This is a genomic window from Agilicoccus flavus, assembly GCF_014857905.1.
Classification (GTDB): Bacteria; Actinomycetota; Actinomycetes; order Actinomycetales; family Dermatophilaceae; genus Agilicoccus; species Agilicoccus flavus.
The window spans coordinates 238,000-256,080 of the sequence record NZ_JACYXE010000007.1 but is presented as its reverse complement, the minus strand read 5'-3'; the positions used below and the strand labels follow the sequence as shown (position 1 = coordinate 256,080).

The 18,081-nt window shown below is 74.7% G+C and carries 15 protein-coding genes and 1 pseudogene; 6 read left to right on the top strand and 10 right to left on the bottom strand.

Annotated elements, in window-relative coordinates:
- Positions 1–479 (bottom strand): annotated as a pseudogene (locus ICW24_RS12360) (transposase); the annotation flags it as partial.
- Between the two features lie 446 nt (positions 480–925).
- A complete protein-coding gene (locus ICW24_RS12355; RefSeq protein ID WP_226346009.1) occupies positions 926–2,134 on the bottom strand; it encodes an NAD(P)/FAD-dependent oxidoreductase in 1,209 nt (402 codons plus the stop codon).
- 645 nt (positions 2,135–2,779) lie between these two features.
- Here ICW24_RS12355 and ICW24_RS12350 point away from each other — a divergent pair.
- A complete protein-coding gene (locus tag ICW24_RS12350) occupies positions 2,780–3,631 on the top strand; it encodes an SIR2 family NAD-dependent protein deacylase (RefSeq protein WP_226346008.1) in 852 nt (283 codons plus the stop codon).
- 780 nt (positions 3,632–4,411) lie between these two features.
- Here ICW24_RS12350 and ICW24_RS12345 read toward each other — a convergent pair.
- On the bottom strand, positions 4,412–4,771 hold the full coding sequence (locus ICW24_RS12345; RefSeq protein WP_226346007.1) for a nuclear transport factor 2 family protein: 360 nt from the start codon (positions 4,769–4,771) through the stop codon (positions 4,412–4,414).
- Positions 4,768–5,127: a hypothetical protein gene (locus ICW24_RS12340; protein WP_226346006.1), complete on the bottom strand. Its 360-nt coding sequence runs from the start codon at positions 5,125–5,127 to the stop codon at positions 4,768–4,770. Before ICW24_RS12340 ends, ICW24_RS12345 begins: the two co-directional genes overlap by 4 nt.
- A 130-nt stretch (positions 5,128–5,257) precedes the next feature.
- On the opposite strand from ICW24_RS12340, the gene ICW24_RS12335 reads away from it, so the two are divergent.
- Positions 5,258–6,991, top strand: a complete 1,734-nt coding sequence (locus ICW24_RS12335; RefSeq protein ID WP_226346005.1) for an NAD(P)/FAD-dependent oxidoreductase — start codon at positions 5,258–5,260, stop codon at positions 6,989–6,991.
- Positions 6,992–7,054: 63 nt separating this feature from the next.
- Here the strand turns inward: ICW24_RS12335 and ICW24_RS12330 are convergent, their stop codons facing one another.
- The 4 genes from ICW24_RS12330 to ICW24_RS12315 all read right to left on the bottom strand — a co-directional run bounded on the left by ICW24_RS12330 (position 7,055) and on the right by ICW24_RS12315 (position 11,589).
- Positions 7,055–8,449, bottom strand: a complete 1,395-nt coding sequence (locus ICW24_RS12330; RefSeq protein WP_226346004.1) for a sugar porter family MFS transporter — start codon at positions 8,447–8,449, stop codon at positions 7,055–7,057.
- A gap of 150 nt (positions 8,450–8,599) precedes the next feature.
- Positions 8,600–9,097, bottom strand: coding sequence for a DUF3830 family protein (locus ICW24_RS12325; RefSeq protein ID WP_226346003.1), 498 nt, complete (start codon positions 9,095–9,097; stop codon positions 8,600–8,602).
- A 47-nt stretch (positions 9,098–9,144) separates the two neighbouring features.
- Positions 9,145–10,569, bottom strand: a complete 1,425-nt coding sequence (locus ICW24_RS12320) for an amidase (RefSeq protein ID WP_226346002.1) — start codon at positions 10,567–10,569, stop codon at positions 9,145–9,147.
- 39 nt (positions 10,570–10,608) lie between these two features.
- On the bottom strand, positions 10,609–11,589 hold the full coding sequence (locus ICW24_RS12315) for a D-2-hydroxyacid dehydrogenase (protein WP_226346001.1): 981 nt from the start codon (positions 11,587–11,589) through the stop codon (positions 10,609–10,611).
- A gap of 65 nt (positions 11,590–11,654) precedes the next feature.
- Between ICW24_RS12315 and ICW24_RS12310 the strand changes: the two genes are divergently transcribed.
- From ICW24_RS12310 to ICW24_RS12295, 4 genes are all read left to right on the top strand, one after another.
- Positions 11,655–12,530 (top strand): maleate cis-trans isomerase family protein, encoded by an 876-nt coding sequence (locus ICW24_RS12310; protein WP_226346000.1) that lies wholly within the window; start codon positions 11,655–11,657, stop codon positions 12,528–12,530.
- Positions 12,527–13,738, top strand: a complete 1,212-nt coding sequence (locus ICW24_RS12305) for a M24 family metallopeptidase (protein ID WP_226345999.1) — start codon at positions 12,527–12,529, stop codon at positions 13,736–13,738. Before ICW24_RS12310 ends, ICW24_RS12305 begins: the two co-directional genes overlap by 4 nt.
- A 100-nt stretch (positions 13,739–13,838) precedes the next feature.
- A complete protein-coding gene (locus ICW24_RS12300) occupies positions 13,839–15,047 on the top strand; it encodes an aminotransferase-like domain-containing protein (protein WP_226345998.1) in 1,209 nt (402 codons plus the stop codon).
- A gap of 1 nt (position 15,048) precedes the next feature.
- Positions 15,049–16,338 (top strand): M20 family metallopeptidase, encoded by a 1,290-nt coding sequence (locus ICW24_RS12295; RefSeq protein ID WP_226345997.1) that lies wholly within the window; start codon positions 15,049–15,051, stop codon positions 16,336–16,338.
- Positions 16,339–16,379: 41 nt separating this feature from the next.
- Here the strand turns inward: ICW24_RS12295 and ICW24_RS12290 are convergent, their stop codons facing one another.
- Together ICW24_RS12290 and ICW24_RS12285 are read right to left on the bottom strand one after the other, a co-directional pair.
- On the bottom strand, positions 16,380–17,117 hold the full coding sequence (locus ICW24_RS12290) for a GntR family transcriptional regulator (RefSeq protein WP_307781338.1): 738 nt from the start codon (positions 17,115–17,117) through the stop codon (positions 16,380–16,382).
- The gene (locus ICW24_RS12285) at positions 17,117–17,848 is read right to left on the bottom strand and encodes a maleate cis-trans isomerase family protein (RefSeq protein ID WP_226345996.1); all 732 of its coding nucleotides are present in this window, start codon (positions 17,846–17,848) and stop codon (positions 17,117–17,119) included. The genes ICW24_RS12290 and ICW24_RS12285 overlap by 1 nt, the downstream gene beginning before the upstream one ends.
- Positions 17,849–18,081: the final 233 nt, after the last annotated feature.

Below are 18,081 nucleotides of genomic sequence, written 5' to 3'. Positions count from 1 at the left end.
CGCGGGCCGATTCACGTGGGCGTAGTACGTCGACGGGGCGATCGGCAGCCCGTGCGCGCTCAGCACGGTGCAGATCGGCTCGACACCCCAACGCAGACCACCGTTGTCAGCTTCCTCACGGCGGCCGGCGTGCTCGCGGATGAACTCCACGATCAGCGGGAGGGCCGGTCGAGCTCGGCACCGAAGAAAGCCGCCGCGGCCTTCAGGATCGAATTCGCCCGGCGCAGCTCGGCGTTCTCCCGTTTCAACCGTCTGACCTCGGCCGACTCCTCGCTCGTCACCCCCGGACGGACGCCCTGGTCGACCTGAACCTGGCGCACCCACTTGCGGACGGTCTCCGCCGTGCTCACCCCGAGCAGCTCGGCGACCTTCGTCATCGCCTGCCAATCCGTGGCGTGATCGGCACGGATCTCCTCGAACATCCGCACCGCTCGAGCCTTCAGCTCAGGCGGGTACCTCGTGGACGTGTTTCCCGACATGACTCCAACCTTCCCAAGGTCTGGAGTCTCCCGACATCCCGGGGCGGTTCACGCCGACGCCTTGGATCAGCCTGATCGACCAGGCCCATATGGTTCTTCGGACGCGGCACCCCGACCGCTGGTGCCTGTGGGCGGCCACGCACGCGCCGACGACCCGCGCCGCGCGGATCCTTGTGGGTGGGGGCGAAACTGGGCCGCGCCGCGCCGCGCCGACAGTCTTCGCCGGTCCACGACTCGACCGAGCGCACCGACGTACCGGGCATGGGCACCGGCTCGCGCCTCGTGCGGCACCCGGGACACGGCAGACGACCGCCGCCCCCATGCGGGCAGACCGGCCTCACCCCGACCGGCAGACCGGGCCTCCCCCTGCGCATCCGGCCCCAGGCCGACCGGCAGGCCAGGACTCCCCTGCGCCTGCGGCCGCACCCCGCCGGCGGGCCCGGGGCTCAGCCCTGCGCCTCGTCGTCCTCCTCGTCGACGCGACGCCCCGCGAGGGCCTCGGTGAGCGTCGCGGCGGCGGCGATGAGGCCGATGCCGCGCTCGTAGTCGTCGTCCGCGCGGTAGGTGAGTACGCCCACGACGACGTCGTCCGCGTCGGCGTACCAGATCGTGAACCCGCCGGTCCGCGCGACGACCTCCTCGCGCTCGTGGCCGTCGCCCCAGGCCCAGTACTGCAGGACGTGCTCGCCGATCTCGCTCCAGAACCCGGGCACCCCGTCCCAGGCCACCTGATTCCCGTCGGCCGCGGCGGCGTTCGACCCCGCGAGGGCTCCCATCGCCTCGGCGTCGCCCCAGTGCTCGACGGGGATCGGTCGACCGGCGGCCGCGTTCAGTGCGCGGGCGGCGTCGCCGGCCACCCACACACCGGGAGCCGCGCCCAGGTACTCGTCCGCGACGACCCGCCCCTGGTGGAGCTGCAACCCCGTGGACGCGAGCAGGTCGCCCGCGGCGGGCGCCACCCCGACCGCGACGAGCACGAGGTCGGGCGCAAGGGTGGTGCCGTCGTCGAGGTGCACGGTGCGCGGCGCCGCGATCCCGGTGACGTGCACGCCGGTCCGCACCTGGACGCCGAGCGTCACGAGCCACTCGGTGATGCGGGCCCCGGCGAACTCTCCGAGCCGCGTGACCTGCGGGCCGGCCTCCGACGTGACGAGCGTGACCTCGACGCCTCGACGGGCCAGCGACGCCGCCGCCTCGCAGCCGATGAATCCCGAGCCGACGACGACGGCGGTCCGGGCGTGCTCCGCCGCGGTGACGAGCCGACGGGCGTCGTCGAGGGAGCGCAGCGAGAACGTCTCGGCGTCGGCGTCCACCCCCGGGAGGGGGACGTTCTTCGCCCCCGTCCCGAGGACGAGCCGGTCGAAGGAGAGCGTGTCGCCACCGGCGGTCACGGTGCGCGCGTCGAGGTCGACGGAGGTGACGCTCGCGCCGAGCCGCACCTCGACCTCGTCGGGCAGGTCGCCGTCGATGGGCGTACGTTCCGCGGGCGAGCTCCCCGCGAGCACCTCCTTCGACAGCGGCGGCCGCATGTAGGGCGCGTCGATGTCGGCCGTGACGATCGCGACCGGCCCGCGCCCACCCGCCTGTACGTACGCCTGCGCCGCACCTACGCCGGCGGGTCCGCTTCCGATGACGAGAAGTCCGTAGTCGCTCATGCCTGCGCCATACCCGCCCTGGGCGGTCACGACGCGCGGGTCGAAGGCCGCGGAACCTCGGAGCAGATCCGCGGGCGGCCGCCCCGCGACGACTCGGCCCCCTCGGAGCAGAGCAGGTCCGAGGGCGGCCGCCCCGCGACGACTCGGCCCCCCTCGGAGCAGATCCGCGGGCGGCCGCCCCGCGACGACTCGGCCCCCCCCTCGGAGCAGAGCAGGTCCGCGGGCGGCCGCCCCGTGACGACTCGGCCGCCGACGACATGGACGCCCCGCCCCCACGACCACCCGGGCGCCGGCCTGGGCCGATGCGACCCGGCACGCCCGCGATGTCGTCCGAACGGTTCTTCCCCCACTCGTCGGGGTCGGTCGGGAAAGAAGAACCCGGCCGCGCTCGCCGAACCGCGCCGGCCGCTGCCTCACGGCGCGGGAACGTCTCGGCCGTCGAAGAACCACACCGACGACATCGACGGGACTCTTCGCCCGACGACGAACCCCCTGAGCTGCACCGATCCGAACGGCGCCCGCGCCGATGTCGTCGGAACGGTTCTTGGTCTCGCCCACGCGACCGTGGGCGGCAGGGCAGGGACCCACCCGTGCGGGGCCGGACCCGGGCGGCCGTCGCCGCGGGTGCTGCGAGAGGCTGGAGGCATGTCTCAGGCGGCGACGACAGTTCCGGACGACGTGCTCACCCTCGCCCGGCAGGCCCGCCGCGTCACGGTGCTCACCGGGGCCGGGATGTCGGCGGAGAGCGGGATCCCCACGTTCCGCGATCCCGCCACCGGCCTGTGGTCGCGCTTCGACGCCACCACGCTGGCCAGCCGGGACGGCTGGGACGCCGATCCCGACCTCGTCTGGGCCTGGTACGCGTGGCGGGTGGGGCGGGTCCGGGCCGCGGAGCCGAACGCGGGGCACGTCGCCCTCGCCCGGTGGGCGGACCTGCTCGCCGAGCGCGGCGGGAGTCTGTCGATCGCGACGCAGAACATCGACGACCTGCACGAACGTGCCGGCAGCGCCGTCCTGGCCCACGTCCACGGCAGCCTGTTCGCGTTCCGATGCGCCGAGTGCGACACCCCCTTCACGGGTGAGGTGCCGGTGCCCGACGAGCCCGTCGAGCGCGTCGAGCCGCCCCTGTGCGAGGCGTGCGGCGAGTACGTGCGCCCGGGCGTCGTGTGGTTCGGCGAGATGCTCCCGCAGAGCGCCTTCGACGCCGCGACCGACGCGTGCCTCGAGGCCGACTTCGTGCTCGTCGTCGGCACCTCGGGCATCGTCTACCCGTTCGCCTCGCTGCCGGACCTCGCGCGGGGCCACGGCGTCCCCGTCGTGGAGATCAACCCCGACGACACCGACCTGACCCGCGGCGTCGACCACGCCTGGCGCGCCACGGCCGCCACCGCCCTGCCCGCCCTCGTCGGCGCGCTCGGCGATCCGAGCGCCGACCCACGCGACGGGGCGAACCCGGACATCGGGGCCGACGACGACGTCCCGTCACCGACCCAGTAGACGCGGATCACCTGACGACGCGGAACCGGGCGAGCGAGGTGCGCTTCCCGCCCCCGCTGCCGGCGCCGGCCACACCAAGAGGTGGACCCGGGCGGCCGGCACCGACGACGCCCGGTCACCGACACAGCTGACGCATCACCTCACGACCTGAAACCGGGCGAGCGAGGTGTGGCTCCCTGCCCCCGCGGCCTGCGCCGGCCAGGACCCGGGCGGCCGGGGCGCCGACGTCCGGTCACCGACACAGGTGCCGCATCACCTCACGACCTGAAACCGGACGAGCGAGGTGCGCTTCCCGCCCCGCTGCCGGCGCCGGCCACACCAGGGGGCGGACCCGGGCGGCCGGCCGACGACGCCCGGTCACCGACTCGGTAGACGCGCATCATCGCCCGGTGTGAAACCGGGCGAGCGAGGTGTGACTCCCTGCCCCCGCTGCCGGCGCAGGCCACACCGAGAGGCGGACCCGGACGGCCGGAGCCGACGGCGTCCCGTCACTGACGCAGTAGGACGCGCATCACCTCGCGCCCTGGAACAGGGCGAGCGAGGTGTGCTGCCTGCGTCGGCCACACCAGGGGGCCCCACCCGGGCGGCCGGGGCCGACGACGTCCGGTCACCGGCGGAGAGGACGCGCACCGCGTCGCAGTGTGGAACGGGGCGAGCGAGGTGGGGCTCAGTGGCCACGTCGACGAGCGGGCCCGGCCGGGCGCGCTCACTGGCGGCTCCGAGGACCGCGCCGGGGCGGCCGGGGCCGCGACGCCCGGCGCCCGGCGAGGACGACGCCGGTCAGAACCGGCCGGTGACGACCGTCCCCTGGTGGTAGAGCGCCACCCAGCGGCCCGATTCCCACCGCCACACGGTGGCGCGGCGGGTGAGCCGGCCGCCCTGGTCGAGCAGGTACGTGAGCAGCCGGGCGCCGTCGCCGAGGTCGCGGAGCTCCGCCTCGCTCGGCGACCATCCGGGGGTGGGCAACTCGCCGGCACGGCGACGCTGCACGACGCCCCAGATGACGTCCACGTCGTAGCGGCCCCCGCTCGCCCCGATCTCCCAGTACCCGGAGGCGACGCCGCGCTCGAATTCGGCGCGGTCGCCGGGCGGGTCGTGCAGGAGCCGCTCCGCCTCGAGGACGGCAGCGAGCTCGCTCACCGGGTGGGCGCCGCGGACGGCTGGGCCGCGGGGCGTTGCGCCGTCCGGCTCTGCTCGATCGCCCGGCGGAGCTGTTCGTTCTGCTCGCTCAGCCCGGTCACCTGCTCCTGCAGCTTCACCACGTCCTGCCGGAGCTGTTGATCCGGCTCGAGCGCCCGGTCGCGGGAGTCGCAGCTCCCGAACAGGGCGAGCACCGCGAACGCGAGGATCCACCCCGTCCGCCCGCGCAGGTGCCGGACGTCGCGCTCGGCCCGGGCCTGGGATTCGCGGACACCCCGAAGCTCCGCCTGCAGCGGGTCCTCGGGCTCCGGCCGCGGCTCGAAGGGCGGGATCGGGGACACGTGGGGCTCGGACATGGCGTCACCGTACGCCGCGGCCACGGGGAACCGGGGCCGTCACCGGACGTCGGTGGACTGCGAGGATGGCGACGGCCGGGCCGCGACCGGACCGGGACGAACCATGCACGGAAGGCGGGACGAGGCAGCGATGGACGCACCCGAGGACGCCCCCGACGGCCGGCGACGTGACGGACGGGCCCCGCAGGACCGCGCGGACCTCGCCGGGGTGACCGATGGCGCCGACGACGCAGGTGAGCGCCGCCCGGACGGCTCGGCGAGCGGGTCGGGCACGCGAAGCACCACGTGCTCGACGGACGTCCCGACCGCCTCGGACACCTCGTACGTCCCGAACACCTCGGACCTCACAGACGCCCCGAACACCTCCGGCGCCCCAGACACCTCGGGCGCCCCGGACACCTCCGGCGCCCCAGACACCTCGGGCGCCCCGAACACCACGCACGTCCCCAACACCTCGGACCTCCCAGACACCTCGGGCGCCCCAAACACCTCGGACCTCCCAGACACCTCGCACGTCCCGAACACCTCGCACGTCCCAGACGCCTCGAACACCTCAGGCGACGGGCGCCCCGCGAGGATCGCTGGCGCAGGCCACGCCCAGGCCGAGGGCGACCCCGATGCCGAGAACCCCGCGGAAGCCGGGCGTCTCGCGCCCGACGGCTCGCTCGTCGTCGTGGGCGCGGGCCTGGCCGGCCTGTCGGCGGCGCGCGCAGCGCGGCAGCTCGGGTTCACCGGGCCGCTGACGATCGTCGGCGCCGAGGCGCACCTGCCCTACGACCGGCCCCCGCTGAGCAAGGACTACCTCTCGGGCTCGGCCGGCGCGGATGCGCTGCGCCTCATGCCCGACGACGACCCGCTGCTCGCCGACGCGCGCTGGCTCCGCGGTCGGTCGGCGACCGGCCTCGTCGTCGATCCCACCGGCCGCGCGCACGAGGTCCTCCTCGACGACGGCACGCGCCTCGCCGCCGGCGGCGTCGTCCTCGCCACGGGGTCGACCGCCCGCCCTCCGGAGGCGGCCGGGGTCCCGCAGGCCCCGAACGTGCACACCCTGCGCACGCGCGAGGACGCCGACGCCCTCCGCGCCGCGCTCGTTCCCGGCGCCCGCGTCCTCGTCGTCGGCGGCGGCCTCGTCGGCAGCGAGATCGCTTCCACGGCTGTGGGTCTCGGCGGCCACGTCACGGTCGTCGACCCGGCGGAGGCGCCCCTGTCCCATCTCGTGGGCCCCTTGCTCGCCCCCGCCCTGCTCGCCCGGCACGCCCGCGCGGGGGTGCGCCTGCTGACCGGGCGGAGTGTCGCCGGCGTCGAGCCCGCGCGCACCCCGTCGGCGCCGACCGCCGCGCTCACCGCCGTCCACCTCGACGACGGCGAGATCATGGGGGTCGACGTCGTCGTGGTCGCCGTCGGCGACGCCCCGGCCAGCGGGTGGCTCGCGGGTTCGGGGCTCGTGCTCGCCGACGGCGTCGTCTGCGACGAGGTCGGGCGCGCGAGCGCCCCCGGGATCGTCGCGGTCGGGGACTGCGCGGCGTGGTTCTCGCCGGCGCTCGGCCGCCACGACCGCGGACGGCACTGGCACGATGCGCTCGACCGGCCGGCCGACGCCGTCGCCGCCCTCCTCGGGGTCGACGCCCCGCGCCGCCGGGCCTACGTGCCCTACGTGTGGTCCGACCAGTACGGCTCGACGATCCAGGTCGTCGGCCGGCCCGCCCTCGCCGACGCCCTCGAGGTCGCCGACGGCAGCCTCGACGACCCCGGGGCGGGCCTCCTCGTCGACCTGCTGCGCGACGGCGTGCCCGTCGCCGCCGTCGCCCTGGACCGGCCCCGCGACCTCGCCCGCCGCCGCAAGGCCCTCACCGCGCAGGCCTGAGCGCCCGGACACACGACGACGCCGGCCACCCCCCTGGGAGTGGCCGGCGTCGGTTCGAGGCGGTCAGTGCATGACCGGGGCGGGGCCGCCGCGGTCGTTCGGGTCGTGCGTGAGGCCCAGCTTGGCCTCCATCTCCTCCAGCGGCACACCCTTCGTCTCGGGCATGACCTTGAGCACCCAGATGAGCTGGCCGACCATGAAGACGAAGAAGATCGAGAAGGCGACGCCGCCGCCGAGCAGCTCGACGATCGGCGGGAACGCCCACGACGTGATCGCCGCGAACACCCAATGCGTGAGCGAGCCGAGCGACTGGCCGCGGCCGCGGATGCGGTTGGGGAAGATCTCCGAGATGAACACCCAGATCACCGCGCCCTGACCGAACGCGTGCGCCGCGATGAACACGGCCAGGCCGAGGAGGACGAGCACGCTCGAGAGCGAGTTGAAGCCCGCGCTCTCGAAGTAGAACATCACGGCGGCGAGGAAGCCGAGGCTGATGAGGTAACCGATCGAGCCGACGAGCATGAGCCGGCGGCGGCCGAGCTTGTCGATGACGGTGAGCGCGGTCATCGTCGCGATGAGGTTGACGACGCCGACGCCGACGCTCATGAGGTAGGCCGTGTTCTCGGCCGCGCCGGCCTGCTCCATGACGCGCGGGGCGTAGTAGAGGATCGCGTTGATACCGGACATCTGGTTGAAGAACGCGATGGCGACGGCGAGCATGATGACCTTGCGGTGACCCCGCGTGAAGAAGGGGACCGACGCCGAGTTGCGCGCCGCGTCGAGGGAGGCGTGGATCTCGTCGATCTGCTTCCGCGCCTCTTCCTCGGTCATGCACAGGCGGCGGGAGGTGATCTCGCCCTCCTCGTTACGACCCACCGACATGAGCCAGCGCGGCGTCTCGGGGACCGTGGCGAGCAGGAGCAGGAAGATCGCCGAGGGCACGGCCATGACGCCGAGCATCCAGCGCCACGCGTCGGGGCCGTCCATGATCGCGCGGATGATGGCGTTCGACGCGTAGGCGAGCAGGATGCCGAGCACGATGTTGAACTGCACGAGGCCCACGAGCCGGCCGCGGTTGGCGGGCGGCGCGACCTCGGCGGTGTAGATCGGCGCGACGACGGACGAGGCGCCGACGCCGATGCCGCCGAGGAAGCGGAAGATCATGAGCAGCGCCACGTTCGGCGCGAGGGCCGACCCGAGCGCGCCGACGAGGTAGAGGATGCCGATGACGAGCAGGACCTTCTTGCGGCCGTAGGTGTCGGCCGGACGCCCCGCCACGAGGGCGCCGAGGATGGTGCCGAGCAGGGCGGTGGTGACGGTGAACCCGAGCATGCCCGCGCTGAGATCGAACACCTCCTGGATCTGCTTCTCGGCGCCCGAGATGACGGCGGTGTCGAAACCGAAGATGAGTCCGCCGAGGGACGCCACGACGGCGCTGCGGATGACGAGGGGCTTCATGGGGGCCGACGGTAGTCCCCCGCGCCCGCCCGGGCGGCCGCAACCACCATCACGATTCGCGCTTTTCGCAACGACGCGAGAGCCGGGACCTTCGTCCTTCGGATCGGCCCGTCGGCCCGGTCTCGGGACGGCCCGCCGCCCAGCACCCTGCTAGTCCCGTTCGAACCGCAGCGTCTCCCCCCGGGCCCCGCCCATCCACAGGTCCTGGCAGGCGGCGGCCATCTCGGGCAGCCCGTCCTCGATCGTCGCGAAGACGTTGCCGGGCACCCAGCCCTGGTCGCCGTTGATGAGGAGGTTGTTGCGGCCGTAGAAGACGGCGAGGTCGACGATGGTGCTCATCGCGCGATGCTCGCCCTCCGCCTCGTAGCCGTAGGCGGGGTTGCCGAGGTCGTCGCCCGAGAACGTGAACCAGCAGACGTCGCCGGGGATGGGCGTCACCGTCGTGTTCTCGGGGCCGGGGTCGGCCGGCGCGAACGCCGGCAGGAGCGTGTAGATCTCGTTGCGGGCGTACTTCCCGTGGTAGACCTGCGCGGCGAGCGGGAGGGCGTCCCAGACGGCGGCGGCCGTCCGCGGCGCCTCGTCGTCGAGGAGCCGGGCGCGGCAGCTCACGCCGCGGGTGGTGAGGGTGATGCGCACGTAGCGGGCCACGGATGCTCCTCGCAGGGGTCAGGGAAGGCGGGTCTCGATCCCGCAGGTCAGCGGCGGAGCAGCGCGGGCAGGTGGCGGTGCCAGTCGGTGGCGGCCTCATAGGCGCGCCCGACGCGCAGCACGAGCGCGTCGCCGTGGCGCGGCCCGACGACCTGCAGCCCGATGGGCCGCTCGTCGGCGGTGAGGCCGCACGGCAGCGACAGCGCCGGCTGCTGGGTCATGTTGAACGGGTACGTGTACGGCGTCCACGTCGACCACAGCGGCGTCGGCCACCCGTCCGGGGCGGCCTGCCCGGCGGGGAAGGCCGGGATCGGCATCGTCGGGGTGATGAGGACGTCGTACGTCTCGTGGAAGACGCCCATCGCCGAGCCCATCGCCATGCGCACGGCGTTCGCCTCGAGGTACTCGGCCGCGGTGCACTCGCCGTACGTGCGGATCCCCTCGGCGAGACCGGGGTCGATGCGCTCGAGCGCGTCCGAGCCGAACGCGCCGACGACGAGCCGCGCGGCGGGGAACCACAGCCGGTGGAAGGCGTCGAGGGGGTCGCCCCAGCCGCCGAGCTGCGCCGGGCCCACCTCCTCGACGTGCGCGCCGAGCTCGGCGAGGCGGGCGGCGGCGGCGCGCACGGCGGCGTCGACCTCGGGGTCGTTGCGGCCGTACCCGAGGTCGGGCGAGAAGCCGATGCGCAGGCCCGCGACGCCCGCGTCGAGGCCGTCGACGAACGAGCCCGTCGGCGCGGGCAGCGCCGACCAGTCGCGCGCGTCGGGCCCCGAGAGGATGTCGAGCAGCAGCGCCGCGTCGGTGACGTTGCGCGTCATCGGGCCGGCGTGCGACAGGGTCCCGTAGGCGCTCGGCGGGAAGATCGGGACGCGCCCGTACGTCGGCTTCAGCGCGACCGTGCCGGTGAACGACGCGGGGATGCGCACCGAGCCGCCGCCGTCGGTGCCCACCGACCACGCGCCCATGCCGAGCCCGACCGCCGTCGCCGACCCGCCGCTCGACCCGCCGGCGGTCAGGTGGGCGCCCCACGGGTTGCCCGTGACGCCGTGCCGGATCGAGTCGGTGACGCCCTTCCAAGCGAACTCCGGGGTCGTCGTCTTGCCGAGGAAGATCGACCCGGACTCGCGCAGCCGCGCCACGGTGGGCGCGTCGACGTCCCACGGGCCGGCGTCGTCGACGAGGCTCGACCCGCGCAGCGTGGGCCACCCCGTCGTGAGGAGCATGTCCTTGATCGTCGCGGGGACGCCGTCGGCCGGGCCGAGGGTCTGCCCGCTCGCCCAGCGCCGGGCCGACTCGTGCGCCGCGGCGAGCGCCCCCTCGGGGTCGGTGAAGAGCACGGCATTGACGGTGCCGTTCAGGTCCTCGATCGCGTCGAGGGCGGCGCGCGTGGCGTCGACGGGCGTGAACTCGCCCGAGGCGTAGCCGGCGACGAGCTCGCCGGCGCCGAGGAGGGAAAGGGAGTGGTCGGACACGGTGGGCACCTCCGGTGAGCGGGTGACGATGGGGTCGTACTACCCGACCCGCGAGGGCACGTAACCCCGGGCGTTGTCGACGACGTTCGCGAGCGGCTCCCCCGCGAGCCACGCCCGGGCGTTGGCGACGAACTGCCGGGCGAGCGCGTCCTTCCACCCCACGACGTCACCCGACATGTGGGGGGAGATGACGACGCCGGGCGCGGACCACAGCGGCGAGTCCGCCGGCAGCGGCTCGGTCTGGACGACGTCGAGGCTCGCGCCGTCGAGACCGCCGCGGTCGAGGGCGGCGAGCAGGTCGGCCTCGACGACGGTGGGGCCGCGCCCGATGTTGACGAGGTGCGCACGGGCCGGCAGCGCCCGCAGCACCGCGTCGTCGACGAGGCCCGTCGTGGCCGGGGTGAGCGGGGCGGCGTTGACGAGGTAGTCGACGTCCCCGACGTGCGCGGCCAGCTCGGCGCTCGGCACGACGTCGCCGAAGTCCGGGTCGCCGGTCCGCGCGGTCCGGCCCGCTCCCCGGACGCGCAGCCCGGCCGCGCGCAGCAGCCGCGCGATCTCGCGGCCGATGCCGCCGGTGCCGACGACCAGGGCCGTCCGGCCCGTCAGGGTCCCGGTCTCGCGGTGGACCCACTCGCGGCGAGTCTGCAGGTCCCACGTCTCGTGCAGCCGCTTGCCGTGGGCGAAGACCGACGCGAGGACGAACTCGGCGATGGGGCGGTCGAAGATGCCGTGCGCGTTGGTGACCGTGATGTCGCTCGCGCGCAGCTCGTCGAAGTACAGCTTGTCGACGCCGGCCGCGGCGACGTGGATCCACCGGAGCCGGTCGCACCGGTCCCAGTGGTCGGCGAGGGCGTCGGAGAAGAAGTCCCACAGGAACAGGGCGTCGGCGCCGGGGAGCGCGTCGCCCAGGCCGGCCCGGTCGACGAACCGGAACTCGAGGCGGCCCGCGAGCTCCTCCAGGTGGGCCGGGTGGTCGTCGGCGGGCTCGCACAGGACGGTGACGACGGGGCGCGGGTTCACCTCTGCAACCTAGGAACGGCCTGTTCTGATTGTCAACAATCCCGGGACCGGGGCAGGATGACCAGGTGGAGACCGCGACCCGCGCCGACGGCGCAGCAGGCGTCGGCTTCGTCGTGCCGTACGACTTCGCGCTCGATCGCGAGATGTGGCGCTGGGCTCCCCCCGAGGTCACCCTGCACCTCACGCGCACGCCCTTCACGCCCGTCCCCGTCACCCTCGAGCAGGCGCGGGCGGTCGCCGACCACGCCGACGTCGCGGCCTGCGTCCGCAACCTCCTCGCCGTCGACCCCCTGCTCGTCGGCTACGCCTGCACCTCGGGCAGCTTCGTCGCGGGCGTCGCGGGCGAGCGGGCGCTCGCCGCCGCCCTGCTCGCCGCCGGCGCCCCGCGGACCGTGACGACGAGCGGCGCCCTCCTCGAGGCGATCGCGCTCCTGGGGGCCCGCCGCGTCGCCGTGTGCACCCCGTACGACCGACCCGTCACCCGCGCCCTGGGCGACTTCCTGCGTGAGGCCGGCGTCGAGGTCGTCGCGTCGGCCCACCTCGGCCTCGCCGGGCACATCTGGGCCCTGCCGCTCGAGGCGACGCGCGCGCTCGTGCGCTCCACCCTCGCCGCCGCGGGCAGGGACGGCGCCGACGCGGTCGACGCCGTCGTCGTGTCGTGCACCAACCTGCTCACGTACGACGCGATCGTCGACCTCGAGGCCGAGACGGGCGTCGCGGTCCTCACCGCGAACCAGGTGACGATGTGGGCGGCCGTGCGCCGCATCGGCCTTCGCGCGGTGGGCCCCGGCCAGCGGCTCCTCGAGGCCGACGCGGGGGAGGTGGCGTCGGCCCCGACGACCACCTCCGTCGCCGCCCCTGTCGCCGCGTCGAAGGAGCCGTGCGAGAGGCTCGAGGGGACCGACCGTGCTCATCCGCCGACGACGGGAGACCAGCGATGACCGACCCCACCCCCGCCTCGGCCCTGCCGCGCCCGTTCTCGCAGGCGGAGCTCGACGACCGCCTCCGGCGGGTCCAGGAGGAGATGGCCCGCCGCGGCCTGGCCTCCCTCGTCGTCGTCGACCCGGCCAACCTGTACTACCTCACCGGGTACAACGCGTGGTCGTTCTACGTGCCGCAGTGCCTCATCGTCCCGGCGAGCGGGCTGCCGCACCTGTTCGGGCGACCCATGGACATGCACGGCACGATCCACACGACCGACCTCGCGAGCGACCGGGCGCACTTCTACCCCGAGAGCTACATCCACCGCACCGACATCCACCCCTACGACTGGATCGCCGACCGCGCCCAGGAACTCGGGCTGCTGCCCGACACGCACGACTCGATCGTCGCCGCCGAGACCGACGCCCACTACTTCTCCCCGCGCGGGTTCCTCGCCCTGCACCGCCGCCTGCAGCGGGCGACCCTCGTCGACGCCCACGAGCTCGTCAACTGGGTGCGCCTCGTGAAGTCCCCGGCCGAGGCCGACAAGATGCGGGTCGCCGGGCGCATCGCCACGCAGGTGATGACGCGCGCGATCGAGGCGCTCCGGCCGGGGCGCCGGCAGTGCGACGTCGTCGCCGACATCCAGCACGCGCAGGCCGTGGGCACCGCGGAGGCCGGGGGCGACTACCCGGCCATCGTGCCGATGCTGCCCACGGGCAAGCGCGCCGGGACACCCCACCTGACGTGGAGCGACGTCGAGTTCGTCCGCGGCGAGGCGACGACCCTCGAGCTGGCCGGCTGCTACCAGCGCTACCACGCCCCCATCGCCCGGACCGTGAGCCTCGGCCCGCCGTCCGCGCCGCTGGCCCACTGCGCCGACGCCATCGAGGAGGCCGTGGGCGTCACCCTCGACGCGATGCGCCCCGGCACGCCGGTGGACGAGGTCCACGCCGCGTTCACCCGGGTGCTCGCGCGGCACGGCCTGAGCAAGGAGTCCCGCATCGGCTACTCCATCGGCATCGGGTTCCCGCCCGACTGGGGCGAGCACACCGTGAGCCTGCGCGCCGAGGAGACGACGGTGCTGCGGACCGGCATGGCCTTCCACGTCATCCTCGGCATGTGGATGGACGACTGGGGCTACGAGCTGTCCGAGCCGGTCCTCATCGGCGACGGCGCCGCCGAGCGCCTCATCGACCTCCCCCAGACCCTCACCGTGACGCCATGACGTCGCCGACCTCGCCGGCCACCCTGGCTCCCCCGGTCTCCCCGACCTCACCCGCCGCCCTCGGCGACCGACCGAGAACCACCGTCGAAAGGATCTGTCGATGACCGCCGGACCCCTGCCCCTCGCCCGCCGCGCCGACTCGCTCGTGGGGTCGGTCATCGACTCCTCCACGGCGCTGCTCGCGAGCAAGACGCACGACATCGTCCGCTTCGCCATGGGCAGCCCCGCGCCCGAGGCGATCCCGACGAAGATCCTCGCCCACGTGGGCGTGGAGGCGATCGGCGAGGCGGCCCCCGACGCGTTCGACTACGCCGCCACCGAGGGGGACCCGGCCATGCGGCAGGCGCTCCTGCACGCCCTGGAGGGGACGAGCGACGCGACGACGCCGGAGCGGTTGACGATCACCTCGGGCGGCATGCAGGGCCTCGACCTCGCGTACAAGATCTTCCTCGACCCGGGCGACCTCGTCGCCGTCGAGTCCCCCACGTACACGAACGGCACCGCGACCGCCCTGTCCTACCAGGCGGAGCTGCTCGAGGTGCCCGTCGACGACGACGGCATGGACATCGACGCCCTGCGCGAGGCGGTCCAGCGGGCCGGGCGCGCCCCGAAGATCATCTACACGATCCCCACGTTCCAGAACCCCTCGGGCGTGACGATGTCGTTGCCGCGGCGCCGCGACCTGCTCGGGCTCGCCCGGGAGTGGGGCAGCGTCCTCATCGACGACGACCCGTACGGGATGCTCCGTTTCGCCGGCGACGACATCCCCACGCTGCACGAGCTCGCCGACGGCGACCCCCTCGTGTACTCCGTGCGCACGTTCAGCAAGATCGTCGCGCCCGGCCTGCGCGTGGGCTGGGTCGACGCCGACCCGAGCCTGCAGCGGCTGCTCATCGCCGCCAAGCAGGCGATGGACACGTGCACGAACCTGCCCGCGCAGCGCCTCCTCGCCGCGTTCCTGCGCGAGGGCTACCTCGACGATCACCTGCTCACCCAGCGTGAGCAGTACCGGCTGCGCAAGGAGGCGATGCAGGCGGCCCTCACCGAGCACTTCGACGGGCTCGCCCACTGGACCGACCCGCAGGGCGGCTTCTTCCTCTGGGTGACCTTCGAACGGGCCGTCGACACGCAGGCCCTGTTCGAGATCGCGCTCGACGAGGGCGTCGCCTACATCCCGGGGAACGCCTTCTCGCCGGAGGGGCGGTTCCCGAACGCGCTGCGGCTGTGCTTCGCCTCCTCCACCCCGGAGCGGATCCGCGAGGGAGTCGCCCGCCTGCGCCGCGCCGTCGACGTCCTCGAGGGGGCCTGAGGTGACGCCGGCGGGCGAGCCCCGCGGCCCCGGCTCCGCCGCCACGGGTCCCGGCCACGGCATCACCGCCGAGGAGCGGGCGGTCCTCGACCTCGTCACGGTCGACGAGGTCGTCGAGCTGACCCGACGCCTCGTGCGATGCCCCGGCGAGAACCCGCCCGGGCAGGAGGCGGCGACGGTCGCGGAGCTCGCGGCGATCTGCGCCGAACACGGCCTCGAGGTGCGCGAGGACGAGGTCGCGCCGGGGCGGGCCAACGTCACCGCGAGGCTGCCCGGCGCCGACGGGCCCGGCCTCCTGCTCCTGGGCCACACCGACGTGGTCCCGGTCGGCGACGAGTGGACCCGTGACCCCTTCGGGGGCGACCTGGTCGACGGCCGCGTCCACGGGCGCGGCGCGACCGACATGAAGGGCGGCCTCGCGGCGTGCGTCGTCGCGATGAGTGCGCTGCGCCGCGCCGGGGTCCCCCTGTCGGGCCCCGTCGAGCTGCTCGCCGCCGTCGACGAGGAGGAGACCGGCCTCGGCATCCGCGCCTGGATCGGCGACCACGCCCGACGCGGTGCCGACGCGAACCCGGACGCGGGGGGCGCCGCGCCGGCGTACGCGGGATGCATCGTCGCCGAGCCGACCGAGCTGCAGACGATCATCGCCGCCCGCGGCGACTCCTATCTCGAGATCACAGTGACCGGCGTCGCGGCCCACTCGGGCAACCCCGACGACGGCCGGAACGCCGTCACCGGCGCGGCGCTCGTCGTCGCCGAGATCGACCGCTGGCACCGCGAGTTCGCGCAGGGACCGCGCGAGCTCGGCGGTCTCGTCGGGGTCCCGACGTTCAACGCGGGCCTCATCGCCGGGGGGCAGGGCATCTCGACGGTCCCGGCGTCGTGCCGCATCGGCCTCGACCGCCGCCTCATGCCCGGCGAGGACCCGGACCGGGTGCTGGCGGGGGTGCGCGAACGCGTCGACGGCCTCGACCTGGCCGCCCGCGGCCTCGACGTGCACGTCGAGATGACGATGGACATGCCGGGCTTCGCGAGCGCCCCCGACTCGGCGTTCGTCGTGGTCACCGACGCGGCCCTCGCGGACGCGGGCGGGCCCGGCCTGCCGCTGTCGGGCTGGACGGCCGCGTGCGACGGCGGGTTCGTCGCCCGCGAGACCGGCGCCCCGGTGGTCGTCCTCGGCCCGGGCTCGGTCAACGACCAGGCCCACCGGCCCGACGAGTCGGTGGGCGTGCAGGAGCTCCTCGTCGCCGCGCGGGCCTACACCCTCGCGGCCCTGCGCCTGCTCACCTGACCGTTCGGTCCGACGGCCCGTCGTCCCCGGCCGAGAACGGTTCAGGCGGCGGTGAGGCGCCGTACGGCGTCGCGCATGTGCTCGACGACGAGGCGGTCGGTCGCCTGCGCGTCGCCGGCGAGGAACGAGCGCGCGATGGCCTCGTGCTCGGCGACGCGCTCGTCGAGCGACTCGTACGCCCGCTCGAGGGCGTGGATGCACATGCGGGTCTCGGTGATGAGGGTCTCGTGGGTGCGGCTGAGGCGCGCGCTGCGGGCCAGCGCGACGAGCGCCTCGTGGAACGCGATGTCGACCTCGCCCACCTCGCCCGCCCGCCCGGCGTCGGCGGCCGCCCGCATCCGCGCGACGACCTCGAGGAGCACCGCGGCGGCCTCCTCCGGGCCGCGCCGGTGCACCTGAGCGGCCGCCGCGCGCTCCACCGCCTCGCGGGCGAGGTACATGTCGGCGACGTTGGCGGGGTTCATCTCGACGACGAACAGCCCCCGGTTGCGGAGGGAGATGAGCAGCCCCTCCTGCGTGAGCCGCTGCAGGCCCTCGCGCAGGGGGCCGCGGCTCACGCCGAGGCGCTTGGCGAGGTCGGCCTCGCCGAGCTGGGCGCCGGGGGCGAACTCGCCGTCGCCGATGGCCTCCCGCACGCGGCGGGCGATCATGCTCGGGGTCGACTCCTGGACGACGGGGGTGAGGGCGGTGCGCATCGCGTCGGCGCCGGCCGCCGCGAGGCGCGCGGCCCCGGCGACCCCGCCGGCGGCGAGTCGGCCCGCCTCGCCGGGGCCGGCCATCAGGCCGCCCCCGACGGGACGGCCGCGCCCGCGAAGAGGGCCCCGAACCCGGGCCGGGGCGTCGTGTCGCCGGCGAGCCGCAGCCCGTGCCACGCGGTGACCTGGTTGGCCGTGAGGACGGGCAGGCCGGCCGCCACCTCGAGCTCCGGCAACCACGACAGGGTGTGCATGGCCGTGTCCGGGACGAGGACCGCCTGCGCGCCGCCCGTCACGTCGGCCCCGGCGACGATCGCCTCGACCTGTTCCCGGCCCAGGGTCCCGACCTCCGCGGCGGTGACGATGCCGTGGCTGCCCATCGCCGTGACCTCGATCCCGCCGCGCTCGAGCAACGCGACGAAGCGCTCGGCGACGTCGCGCGGGTAGGACGCGGCCACGGCGACGCGGCTCAGCCCGAGGGCCCGGGCCGCCTCGACGAACGCGAGGGAGGTCGACGACGTGGGCACCCCGGTGGCCTCGGCGAGCCGTTCCACCTGCTCGTGCGCCCCGTCCCAGCCGAAGACGAAGCTGCCCGACGTGCACGCCCACACGACGGCGTCGGGCCGATGCCCGGCCAGCTCGCGGGCGCCCTCGGCGAGCCGGTCGGGCCCGCCGAGGTCGAGCAGCGCATCGACGCGGTGCGCGTCCTCGCCCACCGACGTGACGGCCACCGGCAGGCGCGTGTCCTCGGACTCCAGGACGCCGAAGTCGTCCTCGGCGCTGTGACCCGGATAGAGCAGACCGACGGTGGCCATGGGCACGTCCTTTCGCGCGATTGTCGACAATGTTACGGCCCCCCGCCCTCCCCGCCGAGGGTCGTCCGGCCGCGCCGCGCGATCCGGCGGACTCGACCACCCCGCAGGCATGCCGCGTGTGCTCACGACAGAGCCACCCGAGCGCTCGGTGTGGCAGGGCTCGCCTCGACCTCCATCCTGTCGGTGCGGCCCACTACCGTCGGTTCATGTCATCCGGACCGATCCGCGCACTT